This window comes from Citrobacter sp. RHB36-C18 (assembly GCF_013814485.1).
Classification (GTDB): Bacteria; Pseudomonadota; Gammaproteobacteria; order Enterobacterales; family Enterobacteriaceae; genus Citrobacter; species Citrobacter braakii.
On the sequence record NZ_CP057125.1, the window covers coordinates 2,582,967 to 2,605,308 of the forward strand.

The 22,342-nt window shown below is 51.0% G+C and carries 19 protein-coding genes and 1 other RNA gene; 10 read left to right on the forward strand and 10 right to left on the reverse strand.

All coding sequences use genetic code 11. The features are described from left to right. Window positions 1-7: 7 nt before the first annotated feature. The 6 genes from sufS to HVZ52_RS12335 all read right to left on the reverse strand — a co-directional run bounded on the left by sufS (window position 8) and on the right by HVZ52_RS12335 (window position 6,755). A complete protein-coding gene (gene sufS / locus HVZ52_RS12310) occupies window positions 8-1,228 on the reverse strand; it encodes a cysteine desulfurase SufS (RefSeq protein WP_181598294.1) in 1,221 nt (406 codons plus the stop codon). Then, a complete protein-coding gene (gene sufD, locus HVZ52_RS12315; protein ID WP_016156369.1) occupies window positions 1,225-2,496 on the reverse strand; it encodes a Fe-S cluster assembly protein SufD in 1,272 nt (423 codons plus the stop codon). The genes sufS and sufD overlap by 4 nt, the downstream gene beginning before the upstream one ends. Further along, window positions 2,471-3,217, reverse strand: coding sequence for a Fe-S cluster assembly ATPase SufC (gene sufC / locus HVZ52_RS12320; protein WP_019076682.1), 747 nt, complete (start codon window positions 3,215-3,217; stop codon window positions 2,471-2,473). The genes sufD and sufC overlap by 26 nt, the downstream gene beginning before the upstream one ends. A 16-nt stretch (window positions 3,218-3,233) precedes the next feature. Continuing rightward, window positions 3,234-4,721 carry a Fe-S cluster assembly protein SufB gene (gene sufB / locus HVZ52_RS12325; protein WP_016152906.1) on the reverse strand — a complete coding sequence of 496 codons (1,488 nt, stop codon included), beginning with the start codon at window positions 4,719-4,721 and terminating at the stop codon, window positions 3,234-3,236. Between the two features lie 8 nt (window positions 4,722-4,729). Continuing rightward, entirely contained in the window at window positions 4,730-5,098 is a 369-nt protein-coding gene (gene sufA, locus HVZ52_RS12330; protein ID WP_016152905.1) for a Fe-S cluster assembly scaffold SufA, read from the reverse strand. A gap of 769 nt (window positions 5,099-5,867) precedes the next feature. Then, window positions 5,868-6,755: a LysR family transcriptional regulator gene (locus HVZ52_RS12335; RefSeq protein ID WP_181598295.1), complete on the reverse strand. Its 888-nt coding sequence runs from the start codon at window positions 6,753-6,755 to the stop codon at window positions 5,868-5,870. A gap of 122 nt (window positions 6,756-6,877) precedes the next feature. On the opposite strand from HVZ52_RS12335, the gene HVZ52_RS12340 reads away from it, so the two are divergent. Then, the gene (locus tag HVZ52_RS12340) at window positions 6,878-7,729 is read left to right on the forward strand and encodes a Vmh family MBL fold metallo-hydrolase (protein ID WP_046274676.1); all 852 of its coding nucleotides are present in this window, start codon (window positions 6,878-6,880) and stop codon (window positions 7,727-7,729) included. 67 nt (window positions 7,730-7,796) lie between these two features. Here the strand turns inward: HVZ52_RS12340 and HVZ52_RS12345 are convergent, their stop codons facing one another. From HVZ52_RS12345 to HVZ52_RS12355, 3 genes are all read right to left on the reverse strand, one after another. Continuing rightward, window positions 7,797-7,985, reverse strand: coding sequence for a YdiH family protein (locus HVZ52_RS12345; protein WP_029139522.1), 189 nt, complete (start codon window positions 7,983-7,985; stop codon window positions 7,797-7,799). 77 nt (window positions 7,986-8,062) lie between these two features. Next, entirely contained in the window at window positions 8,063-8,473 is a 411-nt protein-coding gene (gene menI / locus HVZ52_RS12350; protein ID WP_016152900.1) for a 1,4-dihydroxy-2-naphthoyl-CoA hydrolase, read from the reverse strand. Continuing rightward, entirely contained in the window at window positions 8,470-11,526 is a 3,057-nt protein-coding gene (locus HVZ52_RS12355) for an FAD-binding and (Fe-S)-binding domain-containing protein (RefSeq protein WP_019076678.1), read from the reverse strand. Before HVZ52_RS12355 ends, menI begins: the two co-directional genes overlap by 4 nt. 213 nt (window positions 11,527-11,739) lie before the next feature. Between HVZ52_RS12355 and ydiK the strand changes: the two genes are divergently transcribed. From ydiK to HVZ52_RS12400, 9 genes are all read left to right on the forward strand, one after another. Further along, window positions 11,740-12,849, forward strand: a complete 1,110-nt coding sequence (ydiK, locus tag HVZ52_RS12360; protein WP_016156362.1) for an AI-2E family transporter YdiK — start codon at window positions 11,740-11,742, stop codon at window positions 12,847-12,849. A 184-nt stretch (window positions 12,850-13,033) separates the two neighbouring features. Further along, window positions 13,034-13,141: antisense sRNA RprA (rprA, locus tag HVZ52_RS12365), an RNA gene on the forward strand. A gap of 158 nt (window positions 13,142-13,299) precedes the next feature. Beyond that, window positions 13,300-13,656, forward strand: a complete 357-nt coding sequence (locus HVZ52_RS12370) for a YdiL family protein (protein WP_181598296.1) — start codon at window positions 13,300-13,302, stop codon at window positions 13,654-13,656. A gap of 48 nt (window positions 13,657-13,704) precedes the next feature. Then, window positions 13,705-14,925 carry an MFS transporter gene (locus tag HVZ52_RS12375; protein ID WP_049040475.1) on the forward strand — a complete coding sequence of 407 codons (1,221 nt, stop codon included), beginning with the start codon at window positions 13,705-13,707 and terminating at the stop codon, window positions 14,923-14,925. A 240-nt stretch (window positions 14,926-15,165) separates the two neighbouring features. Further along, window positions 15,166-16,401: an MFS transporter gene (locus HVZ52_RS12380; RefSeq protein ID WP_181598297.1), complete on the forward strand. Its 1,236-nt coding sequence runs from the start codon at window positions 15,166-15,168 to the stop codon at window positions 16,399-16,401. A gap of 21 nt (window positions 16,402-16,422) precedes the next feature. Next, the gene (gene ydiB / locus HVZ52_RS12385; protein ID WP_016156358.1) at window positions 16,423-17,289 is read left to right on the forward strand and encodes a quinate/shikimate dehydrogenase; all 867 of its coding nucleotides are present in this window, start codon (window positions 16,423-16,425) and stop codon (window positions 17,287-17,289) included. A gap of 36 nt (window positions 17,290-17,325) precedes the next feature. Beyond that, window positions 17,326-18,084 (forward strand): type I 3-dehydroquinate dehydratase, encoded by a 759-nt coding sequence (aroD, locus tag HVZ52_RS12390; protein ID WP_181598298.1) that lies wholly within the window; start codon window positions 17,326-17,328, stop codon window positions 18,082-18,084. Between the two features lie 156 nt (window positions 18,085-18,240). Next, a complete protein-coding gene (locus HVZ52_RS12395; RefSeq protein ID WP_046274671.1) occupies window positions 18,241-19,836 on the forward strand; it encodes an acyl CoA:acetate/3-ketoacid CoA transferase in 1,596 nt (531 codons plus the stop codon). Between the two features lie 13 nt (window positions 19,837-19,849). Further along, window positions 19,850-21,001 carry an acyl-CoA dehydrogenase gene (locus HVZ52_RS12400; protein ID WP_003836610.1) on the forward strand — a complete coding sequence of 384 codons (1,152 nt, stop codon included), beginning with the start codon at window positions 19,850-19,852 and terminating at the stop codon, window positions 20,999-21,001. A gap of 54 nt (window positions 21,002-21,055) precedes the next feature. Here HVZ52_RS12400 and HVZ52_RS12405 read toward each other — a convergent pair whose 3' ends face one another. After that, window positions 21,056-21,946, reverse strand: coding sequence for an AraC family transcriptional regulator (locus HVZ52_RS12405; RefSeq protein ID WP_016152891.1), 891 nt, complete (start codon window positions 21,944-21,946; stop codon window positions 21,056-21,058). Between the last annotated feature and the right edge of the window lie 396 nt (window positions 21,947-22,342).

A 22,342-nucleotide genomic window follows, 5' to 3' on the forward strand; every position in this document is an offset into this window, starting at 1 on the left:
CTCCCTGTTATCCCAGTAAGTGATGAATACGCTTGAGGCCCGTTACCAGGCGATCCACTTCTTCGTGGGTGTTGTACATGGCAATCGACGCCCGGCACATCGCAGGAACGTTATAGTAGGCCATCAGCGGCATAGCGCAGTGATGCCCTGTCCGCACGGCGATGCCATAGTTATCAAGAAAACTTCCGACATCATAGGCATGATGTTTGCCGAGGTTAAACGCAATCACCCCCAGACGATTATCCGGCCCGTAGAGCGTTAAATCCGGCACATCCGCCAGCTGTTCCAGCGCATAGCGCATCAGGAATTGTTCATATTCGCTGATTTCAGTAAGCCCCAGCGCGGAAACATATTCAATAGCCGCGCCGAGTCCAATAATTCCCCCGGTGTTTGGCGTTCCGGCTTCAAACCGCCAGGGGGCTTTGGCCCACGTCGTCCCCTGGCTCAGGCTCACCGTCGCAATCATCGCCCCACCGCCTTCCCACGGCGGCATTTCCTGCAGCAACGACTCTCTGGCATACAGAACGCCAATACCGGTTGGCCCGTAGAGCTTGTGCCCAGAGAAAACATAGAAGTCGCAATCCAGCGCCTGCACATCCACCTGATGATGCATAACTGCCTGTGCGCCATCCACCAGCACTTTCGCGCCGTATTGATGCGCCAGCTCAATCATCTCAACCAATGGGTTTTCCGTGCCCAGCACGTTAGACACATGGGTAATCGCCAGCAGTTTCGTGCGATCGTCAAACAGCGTCGGCAGCGTTTCCAGTTGCAACGTCCCCTCTGTATTGAGCGGAATAACGCGCAGTTCTGCACCTACGCGAGCGCACAACATCTGCCAGGGCACAATATTGGCGTGGTGCTCCATTTCGCTGATGATAATGTTATCTCCCGCCCGCACATTGCTGCCGCCCCAGCTGTTAGCCACCAGGTTAATACCTTCCGTTGTGCCGCGAACAAACACCAGTTCTTCAACTGAACGGGCGTTGATAAACAGCGAGGCGAGCTTGCGCACATTCTCCATTTTTTCCGTGGCCTGCGCGCTCAGCGTATGGATCCCGCGGTGGACCGCGGCATAGCCGTGACGGTAAAACTCGGCTTCGGCATCAATCACCTGGTTGGGCTTTTGCGCGCTGGCGGCGCTATCCAGATACGCCAACGGTAAACCGTTCACTTCACGCGTCAGGACCGGAAAATCAGCCCGCACTTTTTCAATGGGAAATGTCATGCTACGCCTCCCGGCAAGCGTTGGGCGATCCGTGCCAGGACCTGTTGTTTCAGCGTTTCCTCGCCCAGGGCTTCAGTCAGCTCAGCGGCAAACGCATAGAGAATCATTTGTTGGGCATCCTGCTGGCCGATCCCGCGCGAACGCAGATAGAACATCTGCTCGTCGTCGATCCGCCCTACCGTCGCCCCGTGGCTGCATTTCACGTCGTCGGCATAAATTTCAAGCTGCGGTTTGGTATCCACTTCCGCCAGTTTTCCGAGCAGCAAATTATTGTTGGTCATCTGACCATCGGTTTTAATGGCGTGCTGAGCGACGTTGATCAGGCCATTGAATACCGCCCGCCCCTTATCGCTGACAATCGTTTTATGCAGTTGTCGACTGTTGCAATATCCCTTGTTGTGCGCAAGCCAGGTGCGGGTATCGCAGACTTCATTTTTCACCGGCATCGCCAGGCTGTTAAGCCGAAGCGTGGTGTTTTCGCCGTTAAGCTGGGTGCTGGTGTTATGGCGCAACACCGCATCACCGAGTAAAAAGCTGTGGCTGGCGGCCGTGGCATCAGCGCCCAACTGAATATCATTATGCGCGAAGTGGTGGCTGAGCGGATTCTCAAACGCCAGTTTGATGTGGCGCAAGTGTGCGTTTGCCGCGACGTTCATCGTTAATCGTGCACCGGTAAAATGGCGATATTCGCTGAGGCTGACATAGTGTTCAATGACGGTGGCTTCTGCGCCTTCTGCCAGATCCAGATGGTGGCGATAGTGCGCCGTGTTCACCTCATCACCCGCCAGCCCCTGGGTAATGTGCAGCAGCAGCAACGGTTTTGCCGGTCGCTGGTTACGCTTCACCTGAATGTGCGTTACGCTGCGGGAGAGGCTTTCGGTCAGGTGCAGAAAGACTTCCGGTTGGATAGCCGCCGGTAGCGACTGGCGCACATCATCAACGGTAATGTTAAACCCGCTACCTTCCACGCTGTCGCTGAGCGTTGGACAGAATTGCCCGTCAACAAACACCAGGCGGACAGCATCAATAGCCGGCGCTAACGCTTCACACTGGGCGGACGTTATCTCAGTGACATGACTGACAAACTGGCTGTTGGTTAATCCTTCCAGCGGTGTGTATTTCCAGTCCTCATGCTTACGCGTTGGCAGTCCCAGACGCAGCATCTGCTGCAGGTGCTGATGGGCATGGTGCGAGCGCGTCTCCCCTTGCGTTTCAAACAGATGATGCCACTGTTGCAGCACGTTACTGCTGTTCGCTAAGCCAGCCATAACCTTGCTCCTCCAGTTGTTTGACCAGCGTGAAATCACCGGATTTCACAATTCGCCCCTGGTAGAGAACGTGCACATAATCGGGTTTGATGTAATCCAGGATGCGCTGATAGTGGGTGACGATAATGAATGAACGTTGCCCGTCGCGCAGCGAGTTCACGCCATCCGCAACGACTTTCAGCGCGTCGATATCCAGCCCGGAGTCCGACTCATCAAGAATGCACAGCTGAGGTTCCAGCACCGCCATTTGCAAAATGTCATTACGCTTTTTCTCGCCACCTGAGAAACCAACGTTGACCGAACGCGTTAACAAATCTTCCGGCATCTTCAATAACGCGATTTTCTCTTCCATCAGATCCTGGAAGTCAAACCTGTCCAGAGACTCTTCGCCACGGTAGCTGCGCACCGCATTCAGTGCCGTTTGCAGGAAAAACTGATTACTGACGCCGGGGATTTCTACCGGATACTGAAATGCCATAAAGATCCCTTCACCGGCCCGGTCTTCGGGTGACAGTTCCAGTAAATCCTTACCGTTAAATTCTACCGTCCCGCCGGTGACTTCGTAGTCATCGCGCCCGGCGAGCGTTGCGGAAAGCGTACTTTTCCCGGAACCGTTCGGCCCCATAATGGCGTGTACCTCTCCGGGGCCAATATCCAGGCTCAGCCCACGCAGGATCGCCTTATCTTCCACACTGACCTGTAAATCTTTAATGCTTAACATGTGCTTTCCTTAAATTTTAACCGACGCTGTGTTCAAGACTTATGGCGAGAAGTTTTTGCGCTTCAACGGCAAATTCCAGCGGCAGTTCAGAGAACACGTCTTTACAGAAACCATTGACGATCATCGAAATGGCATCCTCTTCGCTGATGCCGCGCTGCAAACAGTAAAACAGCTGGTCTTCACCAATGCGCGAGGTCGTGGCTTCATGCTCAAGCTGGGCGCTATTGTTACGACACTCCACATACGGGAAGGTGTGCGCTCCACAATCCGCGCCAATCAGCATCGAGTCGCATTGGGTATAGTTGCGGGCGTTGGTTGCGGTCGGCATGATCTTCACTAAGCCGCGATAGCTGTTTTGACTGTGTCCCGCAGAGATCCCTTTCGAGATAATGGTCGATTTGGTGTTCTTGCCGATGTGGATCATCTTGGTGCCGGTATCGGCCTGCTGATAACCACTGGTCAGCGCGACGGAGTAGAATTCGCCGATAGAGTTGTCGCCGCGCAGAATACAGCTTGGGTATTTCCAGGTAATGGCCGAGCCGGTTTCCGACTGCGTCCACGACATTTTGCTGTTTTCGCCTTCGCACAGAGCGCGCTTGGTGACGAAGTTCAAAATGCCGCCGGTGTTACCATCACCAGGGAACCAGTTTTGTACCGTCGAGTATTTCACTTCGGCATCTTTGTGGATGATGACTTCTACCACCGCGGCATGCAGTTGGTAGCTATCGCGTACCGGGGCTGAACAGCCTTCGATATAGCTGACGTAACTGCCCTCATCCGCAACCAGAATGGTGCGTTCAAACTGACCGGTTTTTTCCGCATTTATACGGAAATAGGTCGACAGTTCCATTGGGCAACGCACACCTTTCGGGACATAAATAAACGTGCCGTCGGAGGCCACCGCCGCATTTAGCGCCGCAAAGAAATTGTCATTACCCGGGACAACCGTACCCAGATATTGTTTTACCAGCTCAGGGTGATCGTGAATCGCCTCACCAAACGAACAGAAAATAATGCCCTGTTCCGCCAGTTTATCGCGATAAGTTGTCGCCACCGACACCGAGTCAAAAATGGCATCAACCGCCACCTCTTTGCCTTCGCGGACCGGCACGCCAAGCTGCTCGAATGCGTCCTCAACTTCTTTACTTAAAAACGCATTTGCCCCCGTTTGCTGCACCGCGCCCGGCTCAGACGCGCAGGTTTCATCGCAATTACCGCAGGACGGCGCGGAGTAATAACTGTACTCCTGGTAGTTCAGCTTATCGTAATGCGCTTTTAGCCAGTGCGGCTCTTCCATGGTTAGCCACGCTTTAAAGGCATTCAGGCGAAATTCCAGCATCCAGTCGGGTTCATTACGTTTTGCCGAAATCGCGCGCACGACATCTTCGTTGATCCCTTTCGCCAGCTCATCGGTTTGTAGATGGGTGAAGAAGCCCTCTTTGTAATTAAGGTGCCCGCCAGCCCAGGTGTTGACATCGTCAGTTGCTTCAGTATTACGAGACATAGTACCGCCTATACCCCAAAACTTTCGCCACAGCCGCATTCGTTCTGGGCTTTCGGGTTATGAAATTTAAATAGCTGATTTAATCCTTCGCGCACGAAATCAACTTCTGTGCCGTCGATAAACGGCATCGCCTGTAACGGTACATAAAGTCTGGCCCCCTCCGTTTCAAACAGCAGATCGTCTTTTTCCGCCTGGCGAACGGTGTCCAGCACGTAGCCAAATCCCGCGCATCCCGTTTGCTTCACGCCTAAACGCACGCCTAACATGTCGGGTTGCTTTGCCACCAGCTCGCGGATGTGCGCCGCAGCCGCTGGCGTTAACGTCAGACCTCGCCAGGCAAAATCGTCCGGGTTAAATGTTCCTGAATGCAATTCCATAGGGTTACCTCGAGTCACTAGCTTTCAAGCTATAACAACATGTTAGTGATAATGATTATCACTTCAACCCCTCAACAGCAGGGGCATTCGGGTTAATCGCCCTTTTTGCCCCCTTTTACTAAGCATAGACCCTGCTGCGTGGGTTAACAGGGATGGATTTTTTTGTTCAATGTATTGATTAATAATGGATTAAGTAATTTCAATCGGCGAGACAGGTCGATAATCAAAAGATGTATAGAAAATGACTATTTCTGTGATAGAAGGGGTAACTTCCTCTGTCAGGCTATACCTAACCAGGGAGTTATCAGAGATGAGATTCGCAGAGCGGTGAACGGAAAAAAGTTAACGGCTGGCTAACCACCCATTGCCATTTTTCACTCGCCCGTAGGCAGGGGTTATATTATTTTCAAGCTGATACGGTGACCAGAACAGCGCACACAGTAATGATTTACCAAAGGGTCTGTTCTGCATTCTCTGTGCGATATAAAGCGGTTATGATTCTTTAAACTTAAATGTCACCACGGCTATTTTTTGACAACATCGGTCTGCAGACTCACGGCAAGTAGGTACAATCCCGTTCGGGCACTACGTGAAGACAACAAAAAACCCTTAAGGCTGCTTGCTGGCAGGCTTAAGGGTTCCGGCCCCATCCGGCGCTTATCTCCGGCACTCACGATGGCTTAGCTCTTGAAGGGGCGATAAGAATAATCTCACTTCCGGATATGTTTTGTTTAACACAAATTGCGATTTGACTATTTTATAAGCGTATTCAATCAATTATTAGGCGCTGTTTTTCACTGAGCGCGTCCAGCAACAGGCGCAGTCCTGCAGGCTGATGCTCCCGCGAAAGATATAAACCATAAATTGGCAGGCTTTTTGGTTGAAGCTCGGGCAAGAGTCTAACCAGCTTTCCCTGTGCCAGCCCTTCCCGCGCCTCCAGTTCCGGCACCAGCGCAATGCCCGTTCCCGCCAACGCCGACTCACAGAGCAACGAAGAGATCCCGGCGCTCAAATTGCCTTTAATCGCAACAGCGGCAGCCCGCCCCTGGGCATCCAGAAAGTGCCAGGATTTTCCGGCAAACCCGCTGTAGTACAGACAATTATGCCGCGTAAGGTCGTCGATAGTCTCAGGAGTGCCATGTTGATGCAGGTACTCGACAGACGTGCACAGTACCGATTTACAGTCGCCAAGGCGACGGGCGATAGTTCCAGGTTCAGGGTTTTCCGTTATACGGATCGCCACATCAATGCGTTCTCCAACGAGGCTTACCGGTTGATTATTGATCTCCACCTCGATACGCAGTTGCGGATACTTCGTCAGAAACGCGGGCAGTACCGGCGCTAAAATATGCATAGCTGTAAAATGCGCACAGGCCACACGTAGCGTGCCAGAGGGAGTTTGCGCGGCGCTGGCGGCACCAATATCCAGCGAAAGCTGCGCCAGAGAACGCGTTTTCACTAATGCCTCTTCACCCGCTGGCGTGATCGTCAGACGGCGCGACGAGCGATGGATAAGCCTTGCACCCGCCCATCTCTCCATCTCGTCGAGGTAACGACTGACCATCGGACGGGAAAGCCCCAGCGCACGCGCGGCGGCGCTCAGACTGCCCAAATCACAGATATGGTTGAATACCGTTGCCGCCATCACTCTGTCCATTGCATCCCATCCGATCGTTTTATGAAACTCAGCATGTCCTAATAAGGGAATTCTAACAGATCCGAATTTCCTTAAAATACAGGAACTATCAAAAGACAATTTCCTGCACAAGGATACCTGGCATGAAAGTTAAAACGCTGGCCCTGCTGTTACCTCTGTTCGCCTCTTCAACCTTTGCCGCGACGCTACAGCTGGACGTCTACAATCCACAGGACAAGGCTATTTTCCCGGTCTCTTCAACGCTGGTTTCAGGACCGAAAGAAGCAATATTGTTTGACGCACAGTTCAGTACTAAAGATGGTGAACAGCTGGTGCAGATGATTCGCGCCAGCGGTAAAACGCTGAAGGCCATCGTGATCACCTCCGGCGATCCGGATTTCTATTTCGGACTGCAGCCTATCGTCAAAGCCTTCCCACAGGTAAAAGTCCTGGCAACACCGCACGTAGTAGAGCATATCCGTGCCACCAAAGAGGCCAAACTGCAATTCTGGGGTCCGCAAATGAAGGATGGCGCGCCAACATCGCTCACTGTTCCGCAAGCGACAACGCAAACGCATTTCACGGTTGATGGTGAAACGCTGGAACTGCGCCACCCTAATGATTATGCAGCCTATGTCTGGATCCCGGCAAACCGTGCCATTATTGGCGGTACCGGCGTGGCGTCTGGTATACACGTCTGGACGGCGGATACGCAATCTGCAGAACAGCGTAGCGCGTGGCGTAGCGTACTGAGCGAAATGCAGAAGTTACAACCCACCCAGGTGGTCCCGGGGCATTACATCGGCGAACGCCCTGCGGGCGATAAAGCGATTCGCTTCACACAGGACTATCTGCAATCGTTTGAGCAGGCGTTAGGGGCGAAGAAAGGTTCGGATTATGTGATTAAAACCATCACCGCGGCATGGCCAGGTCTTGCAGACGCAAGTTCTCTGGAGCTAAGTGCGAAGGTTAATACTGGTGAGATGAAGTGGTGATTGAGATTTAACGCAAAAAATAACCCCGAACGCGTGTCGGGGTTTCATTACGATAAGCATACCGGAATCAATGAACGCCCATGCGCCAGGCAAAATAGATCTCTTCTTTTAGTTCAGTCGAAGAAAGCGTCAATAAATCCGCGAACTCCAGCTCTAACTGTTTCAGTCTTTTCAGGTACTGAGCTGGTGAAAGATCGGTTTTATCACGACGTAAAAACTCTATTGCCAGTTGGGCCGGGTCTAATTGGGTAGACATATCATCCTCGCTTGTGTTCAAAACCTGCACAGTATAACACCATTCCCTGTGCAGATAATGACCAAAAGCAATATGCATCACAAAATTGCTGTCGTCAGACGCGACGTGCAGCACAATCGTCCCTGCTCATCGAAGATTTCGATTTGCCATACCTGATGACGGGAGCCGGTATGCACCGCGCGACATACCCCTCTGACGCGCCCTTCCCGCGCCGAGCGAATATGGTTGGCGTTGACCTCCAGGCCCACCACTTTTTGCTCACCCTGAGTACACAGGTAGCCAGCCACCGAACCAATGCTCTCAGCCAGCACTACGGACGCGCCGCCGTGCAGCAAACCAAAAGGTTGTTTTGTACGGTGGTCTACCGGCATTGTGGCTTCCAGCGTGTCATCGCCAATGTGCACAAAACGAATATCGAGCAGCCCAACCATATTTCCTTCACCCATGGCGTTGAGCGCTTCGAGTGTGACTTCACGTTTCCAGATCATCCTATAATCTCCAGCAGTGCCTGTAATGGATGGCGAACGCCCGTGCCTTCAACGCGTTTAACCTGACTGCGACAGGAGTATCCGGTAGCCAGACAACGGTTACGCGGCAATCGTTGCATTGCCTGGTGCCATGATAGCTCATAGATCCCCAGTGAGTTCTGATGATTCTTCACTTCGTGGCCATAGGTGCCCGCCATACCACAGCACCCTACGCTGATGTTCTCCAGCTTTGCGCCAAAGCGGGCAAAAATAGCCGCCCACTGAGCAGGCGCGCCCGGCAGGGCCGTCACTTCGGTACAGTGTCCAAAGAAGTACCACGGTTCACCGCCCACAGCGACTGGCGGCTGTGACTCTACAACTGTCGATAACCATTCGTTGGCGAGTAACACATGGAAATCACCCCGCTGTTCCCCGAGCGCCAGTTTGTATTCATCGCGATAGCAAAGCACCAGCGCCGGATCGACACCCACCATCGGAATATTCAGCTTCGCCACCCGATTGAGAAACTCAGATGTTTTCTTTGCGGTTTTTGCAAAACGGTTTAAAAAGCCCTTAATATGCTGGGCCTTGCCGTTTGGCGAGAACGGCAACAGTACTGGCTGCAGACCTAGCTTTTCAACCAGACGTATAAAATCAGCCACCACCTGTGCATCGTAATAGCTGGTGAACGGATCCTGCACCACCAGCACCGTACGGGCTTTTTGCTCAAGGCTGAGTAATTCGAGTTGTTCCAGCGTCATATTAGCGGAACGATGGCCAACCAACTGACGTTGAAGCGACGGCGCAGACAGCAGCGGTAAGTCGACCATGCCGATGTGCTTTTTAGCCAGATTACGCACCAGCGGCTGGTTGATGAAGAAGTTAAACGTGTTGGGCGCCCGCGCCATTAACGGCGCATAACTCTCAACGGTCGCCACCATGTGATCGCGCAACGGCCGCAGATAACGCGTGTGATACAACTGCAGGAAGCGTGAGCGGAACTCCGGCACATCGATTTTAATCGGACACTGTGTGGAGCAGGCTTTACACGCCAGACAACCCGACATTGCCTCTTTCACTTCGTGCGAGAAATCGTATTCGCCTTTGCGCGCATGCCAGCTGTTGCGGGTACGGGCAATCAGCGTACGTAAACTGGCACGTTTTTCCGGTAGCTCTTTTTCCAGCTGTAGCGGGTCAATCCCGCGATCTGCCAACAGACGCAGCCATTCACGCACCAGCGTAGCTCGCCCTTTCGGTGAATGGATGCGGTTGAGGCTGATTTTCATCGACGGACACATCGGGCTTTTCGCATCAAAGTTAAAGCATAACCCGTTGCCGTTACACTCCATCGCCCCACGCCACTCCTGGCGGACGGCCAGCGGGATCTGACGGTCATACGTTCCGCGCTTCACCGCGTCCACTTTCATCATCGGCGCATCAACATCTTCCGGTGGACAGATTTTGCCAGGATTGAGCCGGTTTTGCGGATCAAACACCGATTTCACTTTACGCAGTTCTCGATACAGTTCCTCACCGAAGAACGCCGGGCTATATTCTGCACGAAAACCTTTCCCGTGCTCGCCCCACAGCAGACCGCCATATTTTGCCGTCAGCGCGACAACATCGTCAGAAATGCGTTTCATCAGCACTTCCTGCTGCGGGTCGCACATATCCAGCGCCGGTCTGACGTGCAGCACGCCTGCATCTACGTGACCAAACATGCCGTAACTCAGGCCGTGGCTATCGAGCAGCGCACGGAACTCGGCAATATAGTCAGCCAGATGTTCCGGTGGAACGCAGGTATCTTCAGCAAACGGAATCGGCTTCGCGGCCCCTTTCGCATTCCCCAGCAGACCGACGGCTTTTTTACGCATCGCGTAAATGCGCTCGACGCCTGCCAGCTCAGTACATAGCTGCCAGCCTATAACGCCCGCTTCCTGACGCGCGATTAAGCCATCCAGCCGTTCGCACAGTGCGCTGACCTGCGAATCAATCAATGCTTCATCGTCACCGGCAAACTCCACAATATTCAGACCCAGCATCTCTTTATCCGCCACATCGGTAATCAATTCACTTACCGAGTGCCAGACAATATCTTCCCGTGCCAGGTTAAGCACTTTGGAGTCGACGGTTTCTACCGACAGCGCGCGCGCTTCCACCATCACCGGGGCATTACGCAATGCCGAGTCGAAAGAGTCGTACTTAACGTTAACCAGTTGTCTGACTTTGGGTAGCGGCGTGATATCGAGACGGGCTTCGGTGATGAACGCCAGCGTACCTTCAGAGCCAGTAAGAATGCGGGTTAAATCAAATTCGGTCATCTCATCGTTAAAGACGTGCCGCAGATCGTAACCGGTCAGGAAGCGATTAAGTTTCGGGAATTTATCAATGATCAGCTGTCGGTTGTCGCGGCAACGCTCATAAACCGTCTTGTAGATGCGGCCAATAGTGGTGTTGCTATTACCCAGCGTTTGGGCAAGTTCGACCGGCATTGGCTGGGTATCAAGAATATCGCCGCCCATCAGCACCGCGCGGATACCCAGCACGTGATCGGAGGTTTTACCGTAAACCAACGAGCCTTGTCCGGATGCGTCGGTATTGATCATCCCACCCAGCGTTGCCCGGTTACTGGTGGATAACTCGGGGGCAAAGAAATAGCCGTAAGGCTTCAGAAACTGGTTGAGCTGGTCTTTTATCACCCCGGCTTCGACCCGCACCCAACCTTCCTGCGCATTGATTTCAATGATGCGGCTCATATAGCGGGACATATCAACAATAATGCCCTGATTCAGCGCCTGACCGTTGGTCCCGGTGCCGCCGCCGCGTGGGGTAAAAATCAACGAAGAGAAAAGAGGTTCCGCCGCCAGACGAGCGATGAGCGCCACATCTGCGGTTGAACGAGGGAATACGACAGCATCAGGAAGCAGCTGATAAATACTGTTATCCGTCGACATTGTCAGACGATCGGCATAGCTCGTTGCCGTATCGCCCGTAAATCCTTGCTGCTCCAGTGCCTGCAAAAAATTGAGCACCAGTTGAACGACACCTGGCGCCTGAGAAATTTGTGGAATCATTATAATGACCCTTTCCTGCGGTCTGTGTTGTGAATTTAATCGTTTGCGTGTTGCTTTGTTTGTTGTATCACATTTTTTTCTAATACGCTCAGCAGATTTACAGGCAGAATCCGCCTGTTAAAAACCGCTGAAATTGCTCATCATTACAGGGTGTCATTTAAGTGTTCACGTCGCGTCAACGTTCTGGCGCAAAGACAAAGGTGAAAAGTATTTATGGTAAATTTCCGCCAGCCCAAGGATATTGCACAAGTGCTGCTATCGGCGCTGTTTTTAGCCGTCATGATTGTGGCCTGTCTTTGGATTGTTCAGCCCTTTATCCTCGGTTTTGCATGGGCGGGGACGGTGGTCATTGCGACCTGGCCGATCCTGCTACGCTTACAAAAATTGCTCTGGGGCCGTCGCTCGCTGGCCGTGCTGGTGATGACCCTGCTGCTGGTGCTGTTGTTCATCATTCCTATCGCGCTACTGGTCAATAGCATTGTTGATGGCAGCGGGCCATTGATCCATGCCGTAACCGCAGGCGATATGACCCTGCCGGATCTGGCGTGGCTGAACAGTATTCCGTTGGTCGGCGCAAAATTGTATGCCGCGTGGCACAGTCTGCTGGATATGGGCGGCGCGGCCATCATGGCCAAGGTTCGTCCTTATATCGGCACGACGACGACCTGGTTTGTTGGCCAGGCTGCACATCTTGGCCGCTTTATGATGCACTGTGGTCTGATGCTGCTGTTCAGCGCCCTGCTGTACTGGCGCGGTGAACAGGTGGCGTTAGGTATTCGCCACTTCGCTTGTCGCCTGGCATCCAAACGTGGCGATGCCGCCATTCTGCTGGCAGCACAAGCCATTCGCGCCGTCGCATTAGGGGTTGTGGTCACCGCGCTGGTGCAGGCAGTGCTCGGTGGTATTGGTCTGGCGGTAACCGGCGTGCCGTACGCCACGCTGCTGGCGGTATTGATGATCCTGTCTTGTCTGGTGCAACTGGGACCATTGCCGGTGCTGGTCCCGGCCATTATCTGGCTGTACTGGACGGGCGATTCTACCTGGGGCACGGTGCTGCTGGTGTGGAGCGGCGTGGTCGGAACGCTGGATAACGTTATTCGCCCGATGCTGATTCGCATGGGGGCCGATTTGCCGCTGATCCTGATTCTCTCAGGGGTCATCGGCGGACTGATTGCCTTCGGCATGATTGGTCTGTTTATCGGCCCGGTGGTACTGGCCGTGTCCTGGCGTCTGTTCTCCGCCTGGGTAAACGAAGCCCCTGCGCCAGGTAGCGATCCCGACGAAATCCTCGAAGAAATTGCTGAAATCGAACGCAATAAGTAATCCCACGTCAGGCGGCACCGCCGCCTGACTGTTTAACAATACTAATCAATTCCGCCCACTTACTGAATAAGACCCAACGTTATCCTTCTTTAAATACTCATTTGCTTCGCAAATTATTTACAGTTTTTAAACTATTGAGATGAATCTGATCGACGTAAAAAATCAGTATGCCTACTATTAGCCCATGGCTTTAGATCAACACATTGATTTATAAGCATGGAAATCCCCTGAGTGAAACAACGAATTGCTGTGTGTAGTCTTTGCCCATCTCCCACGATGGGCTTTTTTTTGTCCTTCGCGCGCCTCGCCACCAACCTTACCGCACCACAGCTCCGCTCTTCCCCGTTGATAAACAAATAATATTGCACAAGATACTGTGACTCTCTTCAAGCCGAAATATCCACAGCAATGTTATTACTATTCCACCGTCTTTTATGAGGTGATCAAATAATGAACGCATTAGAACTCCAGGCTATCCGCCATATTTTTGCTATGACGGTAGAAGAAAGCGCTATGTATATCTCGCGGGATCACAATGTTTCCGCCTGGCAACAATGGGAGAATGGCGAAAGGGAAATCCCGGAAGACATCACGCGCATTTGTGCAGAAATGAAAGCCAGACGAAAGTTAAGAATTAACGCCATTATCGAAAAAATAAATAACCGTATCGGTAATAACACCATGCGTTTCTTTCCCGATCTGAACTCTTTTCAGGCGGTTTATCAGCACGATGATTTTCTCGACTGGAAAATCTATCAATCGGCCGCTGTTGAACTGTATGCCCACGACCTTGAGCGTTTGTGTTAAGAGACCGCAGCGCCACACTCATTTAGCCTCTTCGCTGAGTAACATATTATGAAAAACACCTATTTCTCCACTGCGATAGGGCTGTACTTTAATTACCTGGTACACGGCATGGGGGTCATTCTGATGAGCCTCAATATGTCTTCACTGGAACAACAGTGGCACACCGATGCCGCAGGGGTCTCAATTGTTATTTCCTCACTCGGCATTGGCCGTTTAAGCGTGTTATTGGTGGCGGGCATGCTTTCCGATCGCTATGGCCGCAGACCGTTTATTATTTTCGGTATGGTCTGCTACCTGCTGTTCTTTGTAGGCATCATCAATACTCACAGCATTTATATTGCCTATGCTTTTGGATTTTTAGCTGGAATGGCAAACAGTTTTCTTGACGCCGGAACTTACCCCAGCCTGATGGAGGCGTTTCCCCGCTCTCCCGGCACGGCTAATATCTTAATTAAAGCGTTTGTTTCCATCGGTCAGTTTCTGCTGCCGATGATTATCAGTCTGCTGGTGTGGGCAGAACTTTGGTTTGGCTGGTCCTTTCTTGTGGCGGCCGCCGTGATGCTAATTAATGGCGTATTTTTGTTTCGCTGTCGATTCCCGGCCCATCCTGGGCATCAAGCCCCCCTCAAGGCATTACCTGTTGAACAGAAAAGCATACAATCTGAACATCGTTGTTCTCTTCTCGATCTCGCCAGTTACACTCTGTACGGCTACATCGCCATGGCGACATTTTATCTGATAAGCCAGTGGTTGGCACAGTACGGACAGTTTGTCGCCGGGATGTCCTACACCTTATCGATCAAGCTGTTAAGCATTTACACCTGCGGTTCTCTACTGTGTGTGTTGATCACCGCGCCACTGGCACGAAAGACGGGGCGCGCAACCTCTCTGTTAATGCTGTACACCTTTATCTCATTTATCGCCTTGCTGATGGTCTGCCTGCATCCGTCGATCTACATGGTGATCGTCTTCGCGTTTGTCATCGGTTTCTCTTCAGCCGGAGGCGTTGTACAAATCGGTTTAACGCTGATGGCCGCACGCTTTCCCGATGCGAAGGGCAAAGCTACCGGGATTTACTACAGCGCGGGCAGCATTGCGACCTTCACCATCCCACTGATAACGGCAAGACTCTCGCAGACCAGCATTGCTCACATCATGTGGTTTGATACCGGCATAGCCGCGGTAGGCTTCCTGTTAGCATTGTTTATTGGCTATCGCAGCCGTATCGCGACAAAGCAGCAACTAAACATGGCGACGGTCGTAAAATAATGCGGATGCAATATTGTTCTCCCCCGCTGCAAAATAATTGGTCGCGGTTTTAAAACTTCAGCAAAATGTTGGTTGAAAGAATTAAGTTTCACAGTTGAGCATGCAACATACCTGGTAACTTAAACGCCATGCTATGTAGGCACAATATCAGCGCCTCGGTATATTAATCACAAGGTCGCCGCAATTTAAACAAAATCGACGAGCACAGAACAATTTTAAAATCCGCAAGGAGTTGTGAACATGTCTCAAAATAAGACCTTTAATACGCCATTCCTTTTGGCGATAATCTGTATTTATTTAAGTTATTTTTTACACGGCATTAGCGTCATTACACTGGCGCAAAATATGAGCTCTCTCGCAGAAAAATTCTCCACTGACAATGCTGGGATAGCCTATTTAATTTCCGGCATTGGTCTTGGTCGCCTGGTGAGTATTTTATTCTTTGGCGTGCTCTCAGATAAATTTGGTAGACGGGCTATCATTCTGTTAGGGGCAATTCTGTACATGCTGTTTTTCTTCGGCATTCCCGCCAGCCCGAATCTGATGATTGCCTTTATTCTCGCTGTTTGTGTCGGCGTCGCTAACTCGGCCCTGGATACAGGTGGCTATCCGGCTTTGATGGAATGCTTCCCTAAGGCGTCTGGGTCAGCGGTTATCCTGGTTAAAGCGATGGTCTCATTTGGGCAGATGATCTACCCCATCGTCGTCAGCACCATGCTGCTCAACCATATCTGGTATGGCTATGCGGTCATTATCCCGGGGTTACTGTTCGTCGTCATAACGTTGATGCTGCTCAAAAGCCGTTTCCCCAGCCAGATGGTGGATGCGGGCATTGCAAAAGAGCTACCGCAGATGAACAGTAAACCGCTGGTCTGGCTGGAAGGCGTAGCCTCCGTTATGTTTGGGGTGGCCGCATTCTCGACCTTTTACGTCATCGTGGTCTGGATGCCGAAATACGCGATGGCATTTGCCGGCATGGCAGAAGCCGACGCGCTGAAAACCATCTCTTACTACAGTATGGGATCGCTGGTCTGCGTGTTTATTTTTGCTGTACTGCTCAAGAAAATGGTTCGACCCATTTGGGCGAATGTGTTTAACGCCGGGCTGGCAACCCTCACCGCAGCGGTTATCTATTTATATCCATCCCCATTGGTGTGTAACGCCGGTTCATTTCTTATCGGGTTTTCTGCCGCAGGCGGTATTTTACAGCTCGGCGTTTCGGTGATGTCAGAGTTTTTCCCCAGGAGCAAAGCCAAGGTCACCAGTATTTATATGATGATGGGGGGCGTAGCCAACTTTATTATCCCATTAATCACCGGATACCTTTCAAACATTGGCCTGCAGTACATCATTTTGCTGGACCTCGCATTTGCTTTGCTGGCCTTCATCACCGCCATCATCGTCTTTATTCGTTACTACCGCGTATTTGATATTCCCAAAAATGATGTGCGGTTGGGCGAACGTTATTTTCAATAAATTGCTTAGAAGGAGTATCAAATGGACGTAACTGCAAAATATGAACTGATTGGTCTGATGGCCTACCCTATCAGACACAGCCTGTCGCCTGAAATGCAAAATAAGGCATTAGAAAAAGCGGGATTACCTTTTACCTACATGGCATTTGAAGTCGATAACTCCACGTTTGCTAATGCGATTGCCGGGCTGAAGGCCTTAAAAATGCGCGGTACCGGAGTCTCGATGCCCAACAAGCAGCTGGCATGTGAATATGTTGATGAATTAACGCCTGCAGCCAAACTGGTCGGCGCGATTAATACTATCGTCAATGATGATGGTTACCTGCGCGGCTACAATACTGATGGCACGGGGCATATTCGCGCCATCAAGGAAAGCGGTTTCGATATCAGGGGTAAAACCATGGTACTGTTGGGCGCAGGCGGCGCGTCAACGGCCATTGGCGCCCAGGCGGCGATTGAAGGCATCAAAGAAATCAAACTCTTTAACCGTCAAGATGAGTTCTTTGCCAAAGCGCAGGAATTCGCCAAACGTGTTAATGAAAATACCGACTGCGTGGTCACCGTTATCGATCTCGACGATCGACAGGCTTTTGCGGACGCACTGGCAAGCGCGGATATTCTGACTAACGGTACGAAAGTGGGAATGAAGCCGCTGGAGAACGAATCTCTGGTAACCGACGTTTCCCTGCTACGCCCGGATCTGCTGGTGACTGAATGCGTCTACAACCCGCATATGACCAAATTATTGCAACAGGCACAACTTGCCGGTTGCAAAACGATTGATGGTTACGGCATGTTGTTATGGCAAGGGGCTGAACAGTTTAAACTCTGGACCGGGAAAGATTTCCCTCTTGAGTATGTGAAACAGGTTATGGGTTTTGCAGCCTGATGGGCAAGCATTTGTAAAATATTTAAAGGGTAATCGATGAAAACCGTAACCGTAAAAAACCTCGTCATTGGCGAGGGTGCGCCGAAGATCATTGTCTCACTGATGGGTAAAGACATCGCAACGGTAAAAAGCGAAGCGCTGGCCTATCGCGAGGCGGATTTCGACATTCTGGAATGGCGCGTTGACCATTTCACCGAGGTGTCCTCCGTTGATGCCGTACTGGAAGCTGCACGCGCCATCCGCGATGTGATGTCTGACAAACCGCTGCTGTTCACCTTCCGTAGTGCCAAAGAAGGTGGTGAACAGGCGCTGGCTGTCGAAAACTATATTGCGCTAAACCGTGCGGCGGTAGATAGCGGTCTGGTCGATATGATTGACCTGGAGCTTTTCACCGGTGACGAATTGATTAAAGCCACCGTCGAATATGCACATGCAAAAAATATCGCCGTCATTATGTCGAATCATGATTTCCATAAGACGCCAGTGGCACAAGAGATTGTCCTGCGCCTGCGTAAAATGCAGGAGCTTGGCGCTGATATCCCGAAAATCGCCCTGATGCCGCAAAACAAGACGGATGTATTGACCCTGCTTGGCGCCACGCTGGAAATGCAGGAACGCTATGCCGATCGCCCGATCATTACTATGTCGATGGCTAAAACAGGGGTGATTTCACGTCTGTCCGGTGAGGTTTTCGGTTCAGCGGCAACCTTTGGCGCGGTGAAAAAAGCCTCTGCCCCTGGGCAAATTTCGGTCACCGACCTACGTACCGTTTTGACCATATTGCATCAGGCGTAATAGTACTGTTTATCCATATTAATATCAGTAATGCCCTGCCCCAGATATTCGCTTAATCCCGAATATCGGGCAGATGGCCGGACATTATTAAATAACTCACATTATTATTGTCGAAGATAGCGACAGGTAGTCGCACGCATATAATCTGGAGTTCACATGAAATTATCAAGACCAAAACGCATTGATGGTCGGGTCCCCGTATTATCCGCAGCGGATGCCATTAATTATATTCCTGATGAGGCAACGCTCTGTGTATTAGGCGCAGGCGGCGGTATTCTCGAAGCAACAACATTAATTAATGCGCTGGCTGAAAAATATAAAAACGCACACTCACCCCGAAACTTATCATTGATTAGCCCAACGGGATTAGGTGACCGTGCTGACCGTGGAATTAGCCCGTTAGCACAGGAAGGTTTAGTCAAATGGGCATTATGCGGCCACTGGGGACAATCACCACGAATTTCCGACCTCGCTGAGCAGAATAAAATTGCCGCCTATAACTATCCTCAGGGCGTATTAACCCAGACCCTGCGTGCCTCGGCAGCCCACCAGCCGGGTATTCTGAGTGAGATCGGTATCGGAACATTTGTCGATCCCCGCCAACAGGGCGGAAAGCTGAATGAAGTGACCACCGAAGATCTGATCAAGCTGGTGGAAATTGATAACAAAGAGTACCTCTACTACAAAGCCATTGCGCCAAACATCGCCTTTATTCGCGCCACCACCTGCGATAGCGAAGGTTACGCCACGTTTGAAGATGAAGTTATGTATCTCGACGCGCTGGTGATTGCTCAGGCCGTTCACAACAACGGCGGTATCGTCATGATGCAGGTGCAAAAAATGGTGAAGAAAGCCACACTGCACCCAAAAGCCGTGCGTATTCCGGGCTATCTGGTCGATATTGTGGTCATCGATCCCGATCAAACTCAATTGTACGGCGGTGCGCCGGTTAACCGCTTTATCTCGGGTGATTTTGTCCTTGATGACAGCCAGCAGACTGCCCTGCCGCTCAATCAGCGTAAACTGGTGGCCCGACGCGCCCTGTTCGAAATGCGTAAAGGCGCGGTCGGCAACGTTGGCGTGGGTATCGCCGATGGTATTGGTCTCGTTGCACGCGAAGAAGGCTGCGCTGACGACTTTATTCTGACGGTCGAGACCGGTCCGATTGGCGGAATTACCTCCCAGGGCATCGCTTTTGGCGCTAACGTCAACACCCGCGCGATTCTGGATATGACCTCCCAGTTTGACTTCTACCACGGCGGTGGGCTGGATGTATGCTATTTAAGCTTCGCCGAAGTGGATCGCCACGGCAATGTCGGCGTACATAAATTCAATGGCAAAATTATGGGAACCGGCGGTTTTATCGATATTAGCGCCACCTCGAAGAAAATAATATTTTGCGGCACCTTAACTGCCGGAAGCCTGAAAACGGAAGTTGCCAATGGCAAATTAAATATCGTGCAGGAAGGCCGGGTGAAAAAATTCGTCAACGAATTACCTGAAGTCACTTTCAGCGGAAAAATTGCACTCGAGCGCGGACTGGATGTGCGTTACATCACCGAGCGTGCTGTATTTACGTTAAAAGAAGATGGTCTTCATTTAGTCGAAATTGCGCCAGGAGTCTCTTTGCAGGAAGACATTCTGGACAAAATGGATTTCCCTCCGGTTATTTCTCCGGAACTGAAACTGATGGACGAAAGATTATTTATCGATGCTTCGATGGGTTTTATATTGCCCGATGCCGCCAATTAAAAGGAGTACCCTGATGGATTTTTCATTAACTGAAGAACAAGAGCTGCTGCTTGCCAGCATTCGCGAACTGATTACCAGCAATTTCCCGGAGGAATATTTCCGTACCTGCGATCAGACGGCGACCTATCCGAAAGAGTTTATGCGCGCCCTTGCGGACAACGGTATTTCAATGCTGGGCGTTCCGGAAGAATTCGGCGGTATCCCGGCAGATTACGTCACGCAGATGCTGGCACTGATGGAAGTTTCCAAATGCGGCGCACCCGCTTTTTTAATCACGAACGGTCAGTGCATTCACAGTATGCGTCGTTTTGGCTCCGCCGAACAGTTACGTAAAACGGCAGAAAGCACCATGGAAACGGGCGATCCGGCTTATGCGCTGGCATTAACCGAACCGGGAGCAGGTTCAGACAATAACAGCGCCACCACCAGCTACACCCGCAAAAACGGCAAGGTATATCTCAACGGGCAAAAAACCTTTATCACCGGCGCTAAAGAGTATCCTTATATGCTGGTACTGGCTCGCGATCCGGAGCCGAAAGATCCGAAGAAAGCCTTTACGCTGTGGTGGGTGGATTCGAAGAAACCCGGCATTAAGGTTAATCCGCTGCATAAAATCGGCTGGCACATGCTCAGCACCTGCGAAGTTTATCTTGATGATGTTGAAGTAGACGAAAGCGATATGGTCGGCGAAGAAGGCATGGGCTTCCTCAACGTCATGTACAACTTTGAGATGGAACGGTTGATCAACGCCGCGCGTAGTACCGGTTTCGCCGAGTGCGCCTTCGAAGATGCCGCCCGTTACGCTAATCAGCGCATCGCATTTGGTAAACCGATTGGCCATAACCAGATGATCCAGGAAAAACTGGCGCTGATGGCGATTAAAATTGAAAACATGCGCAATATGGTGTTGAAAGTCGCCTGGCAGGCCGATCAGGAACAGTCGCTGCGGACCAGCGCGGCGTTGGCAAAACTGTACTGTGCCCGCACGGCAATGGAAGTGATTGATGACGCCATTCAGATCATGGGCGGGCTGGGTTACACCGATGAAGCGCGAGTTTCCCGATTCTGGCGCGATGTTCGCTGCGAGCGCATTGGCGGCGGCACCGACGAAATTATGATTTACGTCGCCGGACGCCAAATCCTGAAAGATTATCAGAATAAGTAAGCGGTAATCCGTGCCGGATAGCGCACAAGCGTTTTCCGGCACGAGCCAGGATAATCAGACCTCTGGCATCAAGCATTCCTGCTCAACCAGATTATTTTTAAACTGCTTGCGATAATCACTGGGGGTACAGCCTACATGCCGCTGAAAGAGTTTGGCAAAGTGATCGACATTTTCATACCCTACCCGCCAGGAGATTTCCGCTAACGAAGCTTCCGTATTCGTCAGGGCAAATTTCGCCTCGGTCATTCGTCGCTGAATCACATAATTGATCGGCGAAATTCGATACTCCTTAGTAAATTCATGGCAGATATAACTCACGCTGGCCCGGAATTTTTTGGATAACTGATCAAGAGTAATTTTTTCGCGGAAGTTATTATTTAAATAAACCAGCACATCTTTAATTAAGACATCTTTTTTAATATAACCTTGCTCAGAACGATAGGCATTTTTAAAGTTTTCGTAAAATAAAACGGTTAGAGCATAAGCAAAAGCGTCGTAGGCTGAAGATGTCAGGTTATTTTTGCTCTGGGGGAGCATAACCCCCAACTCATTAAAGATACTCTTAATAACCTCCTTCCCCTGAGTAACGCTAATCACCGGACACGAGTGCATCTGCAATAGCTGATTATCCTGCCAGCCGTTGAAACGAAAACCGTAGAGCGCGCAGGTGTAAGTCGTTGCAGGCGCGCTACTATCCGAAGCAACCGCATGGAGTCGCCCTTGCTCTATCACCACGATATCCCCGGCATGCGCGACATACAGCGATGAATCGATAATTAATCTTGCGACCCCTTTTTTGACATAAATAAGCTCTGTTTCATTATCGTGAACGTGATGACCCGACTCCCAGTTAGGGTCATCACTGATGACGAATCGCGAGAATCTCGGGGTTTTTCCCTGTTCAAAAAGGGTCTCCACGGCATTATCAAAGCAGCGTTGATACATGACAACCTCCACCTAAAGGCAGCAATTTTGGGATTATTAATATCAGAAAATAAAAATGATAATGACGTTATACAACGTTATTCCTTCCCGGCGAAACAAAATTATTTGCGCCGTCTGCAAGATGACACCTTTTGCTTTGGTACATTGCTGCCATTGATTATTTGCGTTTTATAATAATCAAAAAGAATAAATGTTATTAAGTCTGCATTAATAATTTACATATAAGAAACAAATTCAGCGCAGAGGCGATTAAAAACATGATGCATTTCGCAATTATTTTCACTGTCTTTGTGTTCCCGTTTTTTCCTCTGGGACGCACCGTCTGATTATTGCTGATAAACCAGGCATTCCCGGGACGTTTTTTTTGCAAGATTGTTGGCAATGAAAACAGATTTC

What these genes read in the sequence shown, in the direction of transcription:
- HVZ52_RS12335 (WP_181598295.1), bottom strand. Translation starts at nt 6,755, where the DNA reads ATGGACAGAGTGATGGCGGCAACGGTATTCAACCATATCTGTGATTTG.
- HVZ52_RS12380 (WP_181598297.1), top strand. Translation starts at nt 15,166, where the DNA reads ATGTCTCAAAATAAGACCTTTAATACGCCATTCCTTTTGGCGATAATC.
- HVZ52_RS12345 (WP_029139522.1), bottom strand. Translation starts at nt 7,985, where the DNA reads ATGTCTACCCAATTAGACCCGGCCCAACTGGCAATAGAGTTTTTACGT.
- HVZ52_RS12405 (WP_016152891.1), bottom strand. Translation starts at nt 21,946, where the DNA reads ATGTATCAACGCTGCTTTGATAATGCCGTGGAGACCCTTTTTGAACAG.
- HVZ52_RS12370 (WP_181598296.1), top strand. Translation starts at nt 13,300, where the DNA reads ATGAACGCATTAGAACTCCAGGCTATCCGCCATATTTTTGCTATGACG.
- sufC (WP_019076682.1), bottom strand. Translation starts at nt 3,217, where the DNA reads ATGTTAAGCATTAAAGATTTACAGGTCAGTGTGGAAGATAAGGCGATC.
- sufD (WP_016156369.1), bottom strand. Translation starts at nt 2,496, where the DNA reads ATGGCTGGCTTAGCGAACAGCAGTAACGTGCTGCAACAGTGGCATCAT.
- ydiK (WP_016156362.1), top strand. Translation starts at nt 11,740, where the DNA reads ATGGTAAATTTCCGCCAGCCCAAGGATATTGCACAAGTGCTGCTATCG.
- sufB (WP_016152906.1), bottom strand. Translation starts at nt 4,721, where the DNA reads ATGTCTCGTAATACTGAAGCAACTGACGATGTCAACACCTGGGCTGGC.
- HVZ52_RS12340 (WP_046274676.1), top strand. Translation starts at nt 6,878, where the DNA reads ATGAAAGTTAAAACGCTGGCCCTGCTGTTACCTCTGTTCGCCTCTTCA.
- sufA (WP_016152905.1), bottom strand. Translation starts at nt 5,098, where the DNA reads ATGGAATTGCATTCAGGAACATTTAACCCGGACGATTTTGCCTGGCGA.
- HVZ52_RS12355 (WP_019076678.1), bottom strand. Translation starts at nt 11,526, where the DNA reads ATGATTCCACAAATTTCTCAGGCGCCAGGTGTCGTTCAACTGGTGCTC.
- HVZ52_RS12395 (WP_046274671.1), top strand. Translation starts at nt 18,241, where the DNA reads ATGAAATTATCAAGACCAAAACGCATTGATGGTCGGGTCCCCGTATTA.
- ydiB (WP_016156358.1), top strand. Translation starts at nt 16,423, where the DNA reads ATGGACGTAACTGCAAAATATGAACTGATTGGTCTGATGGCCTACCCT.
- aroD (WP_181598298.1), top strand. Translation starts at nt 17,326, where the DNA reads ATGAAAACCGTAACCGTAAAAAACCTCGTCATTGGCGAGGGTGCGCCG.
- sufS (WP_181598294.1), bottom strand. Translation starts at nt 1,228, where the DNA reads ATGACATTTCCCATTGAAAAAGTGCGGGCTGATTTTCCGGTCCTGACG.
- HVZ52_RS12400 (WP_003836610.1), top strand. Translation starts at nt 19,850, where the DNA reads ATGGATTTTTCATTAACTGAAGAACAAGAGCTGCTGCTTGCCAGCATT.
- menI (WP_016152900.1), bottom strand. Translation starts at nt 8,473, where the DNA reads ATGATCTGGAAACGTGAAGTCACACTCGAAGCGCTCAACGCCATGGGT.
- HVZ52_RS12375 (WP_049040475.1), top strand. Translation starts at nt 13,705, where the DNA reads ATGAAAAACACCTATTTCTCCACTGCGATAGGGCTGTACTTTAATTAC.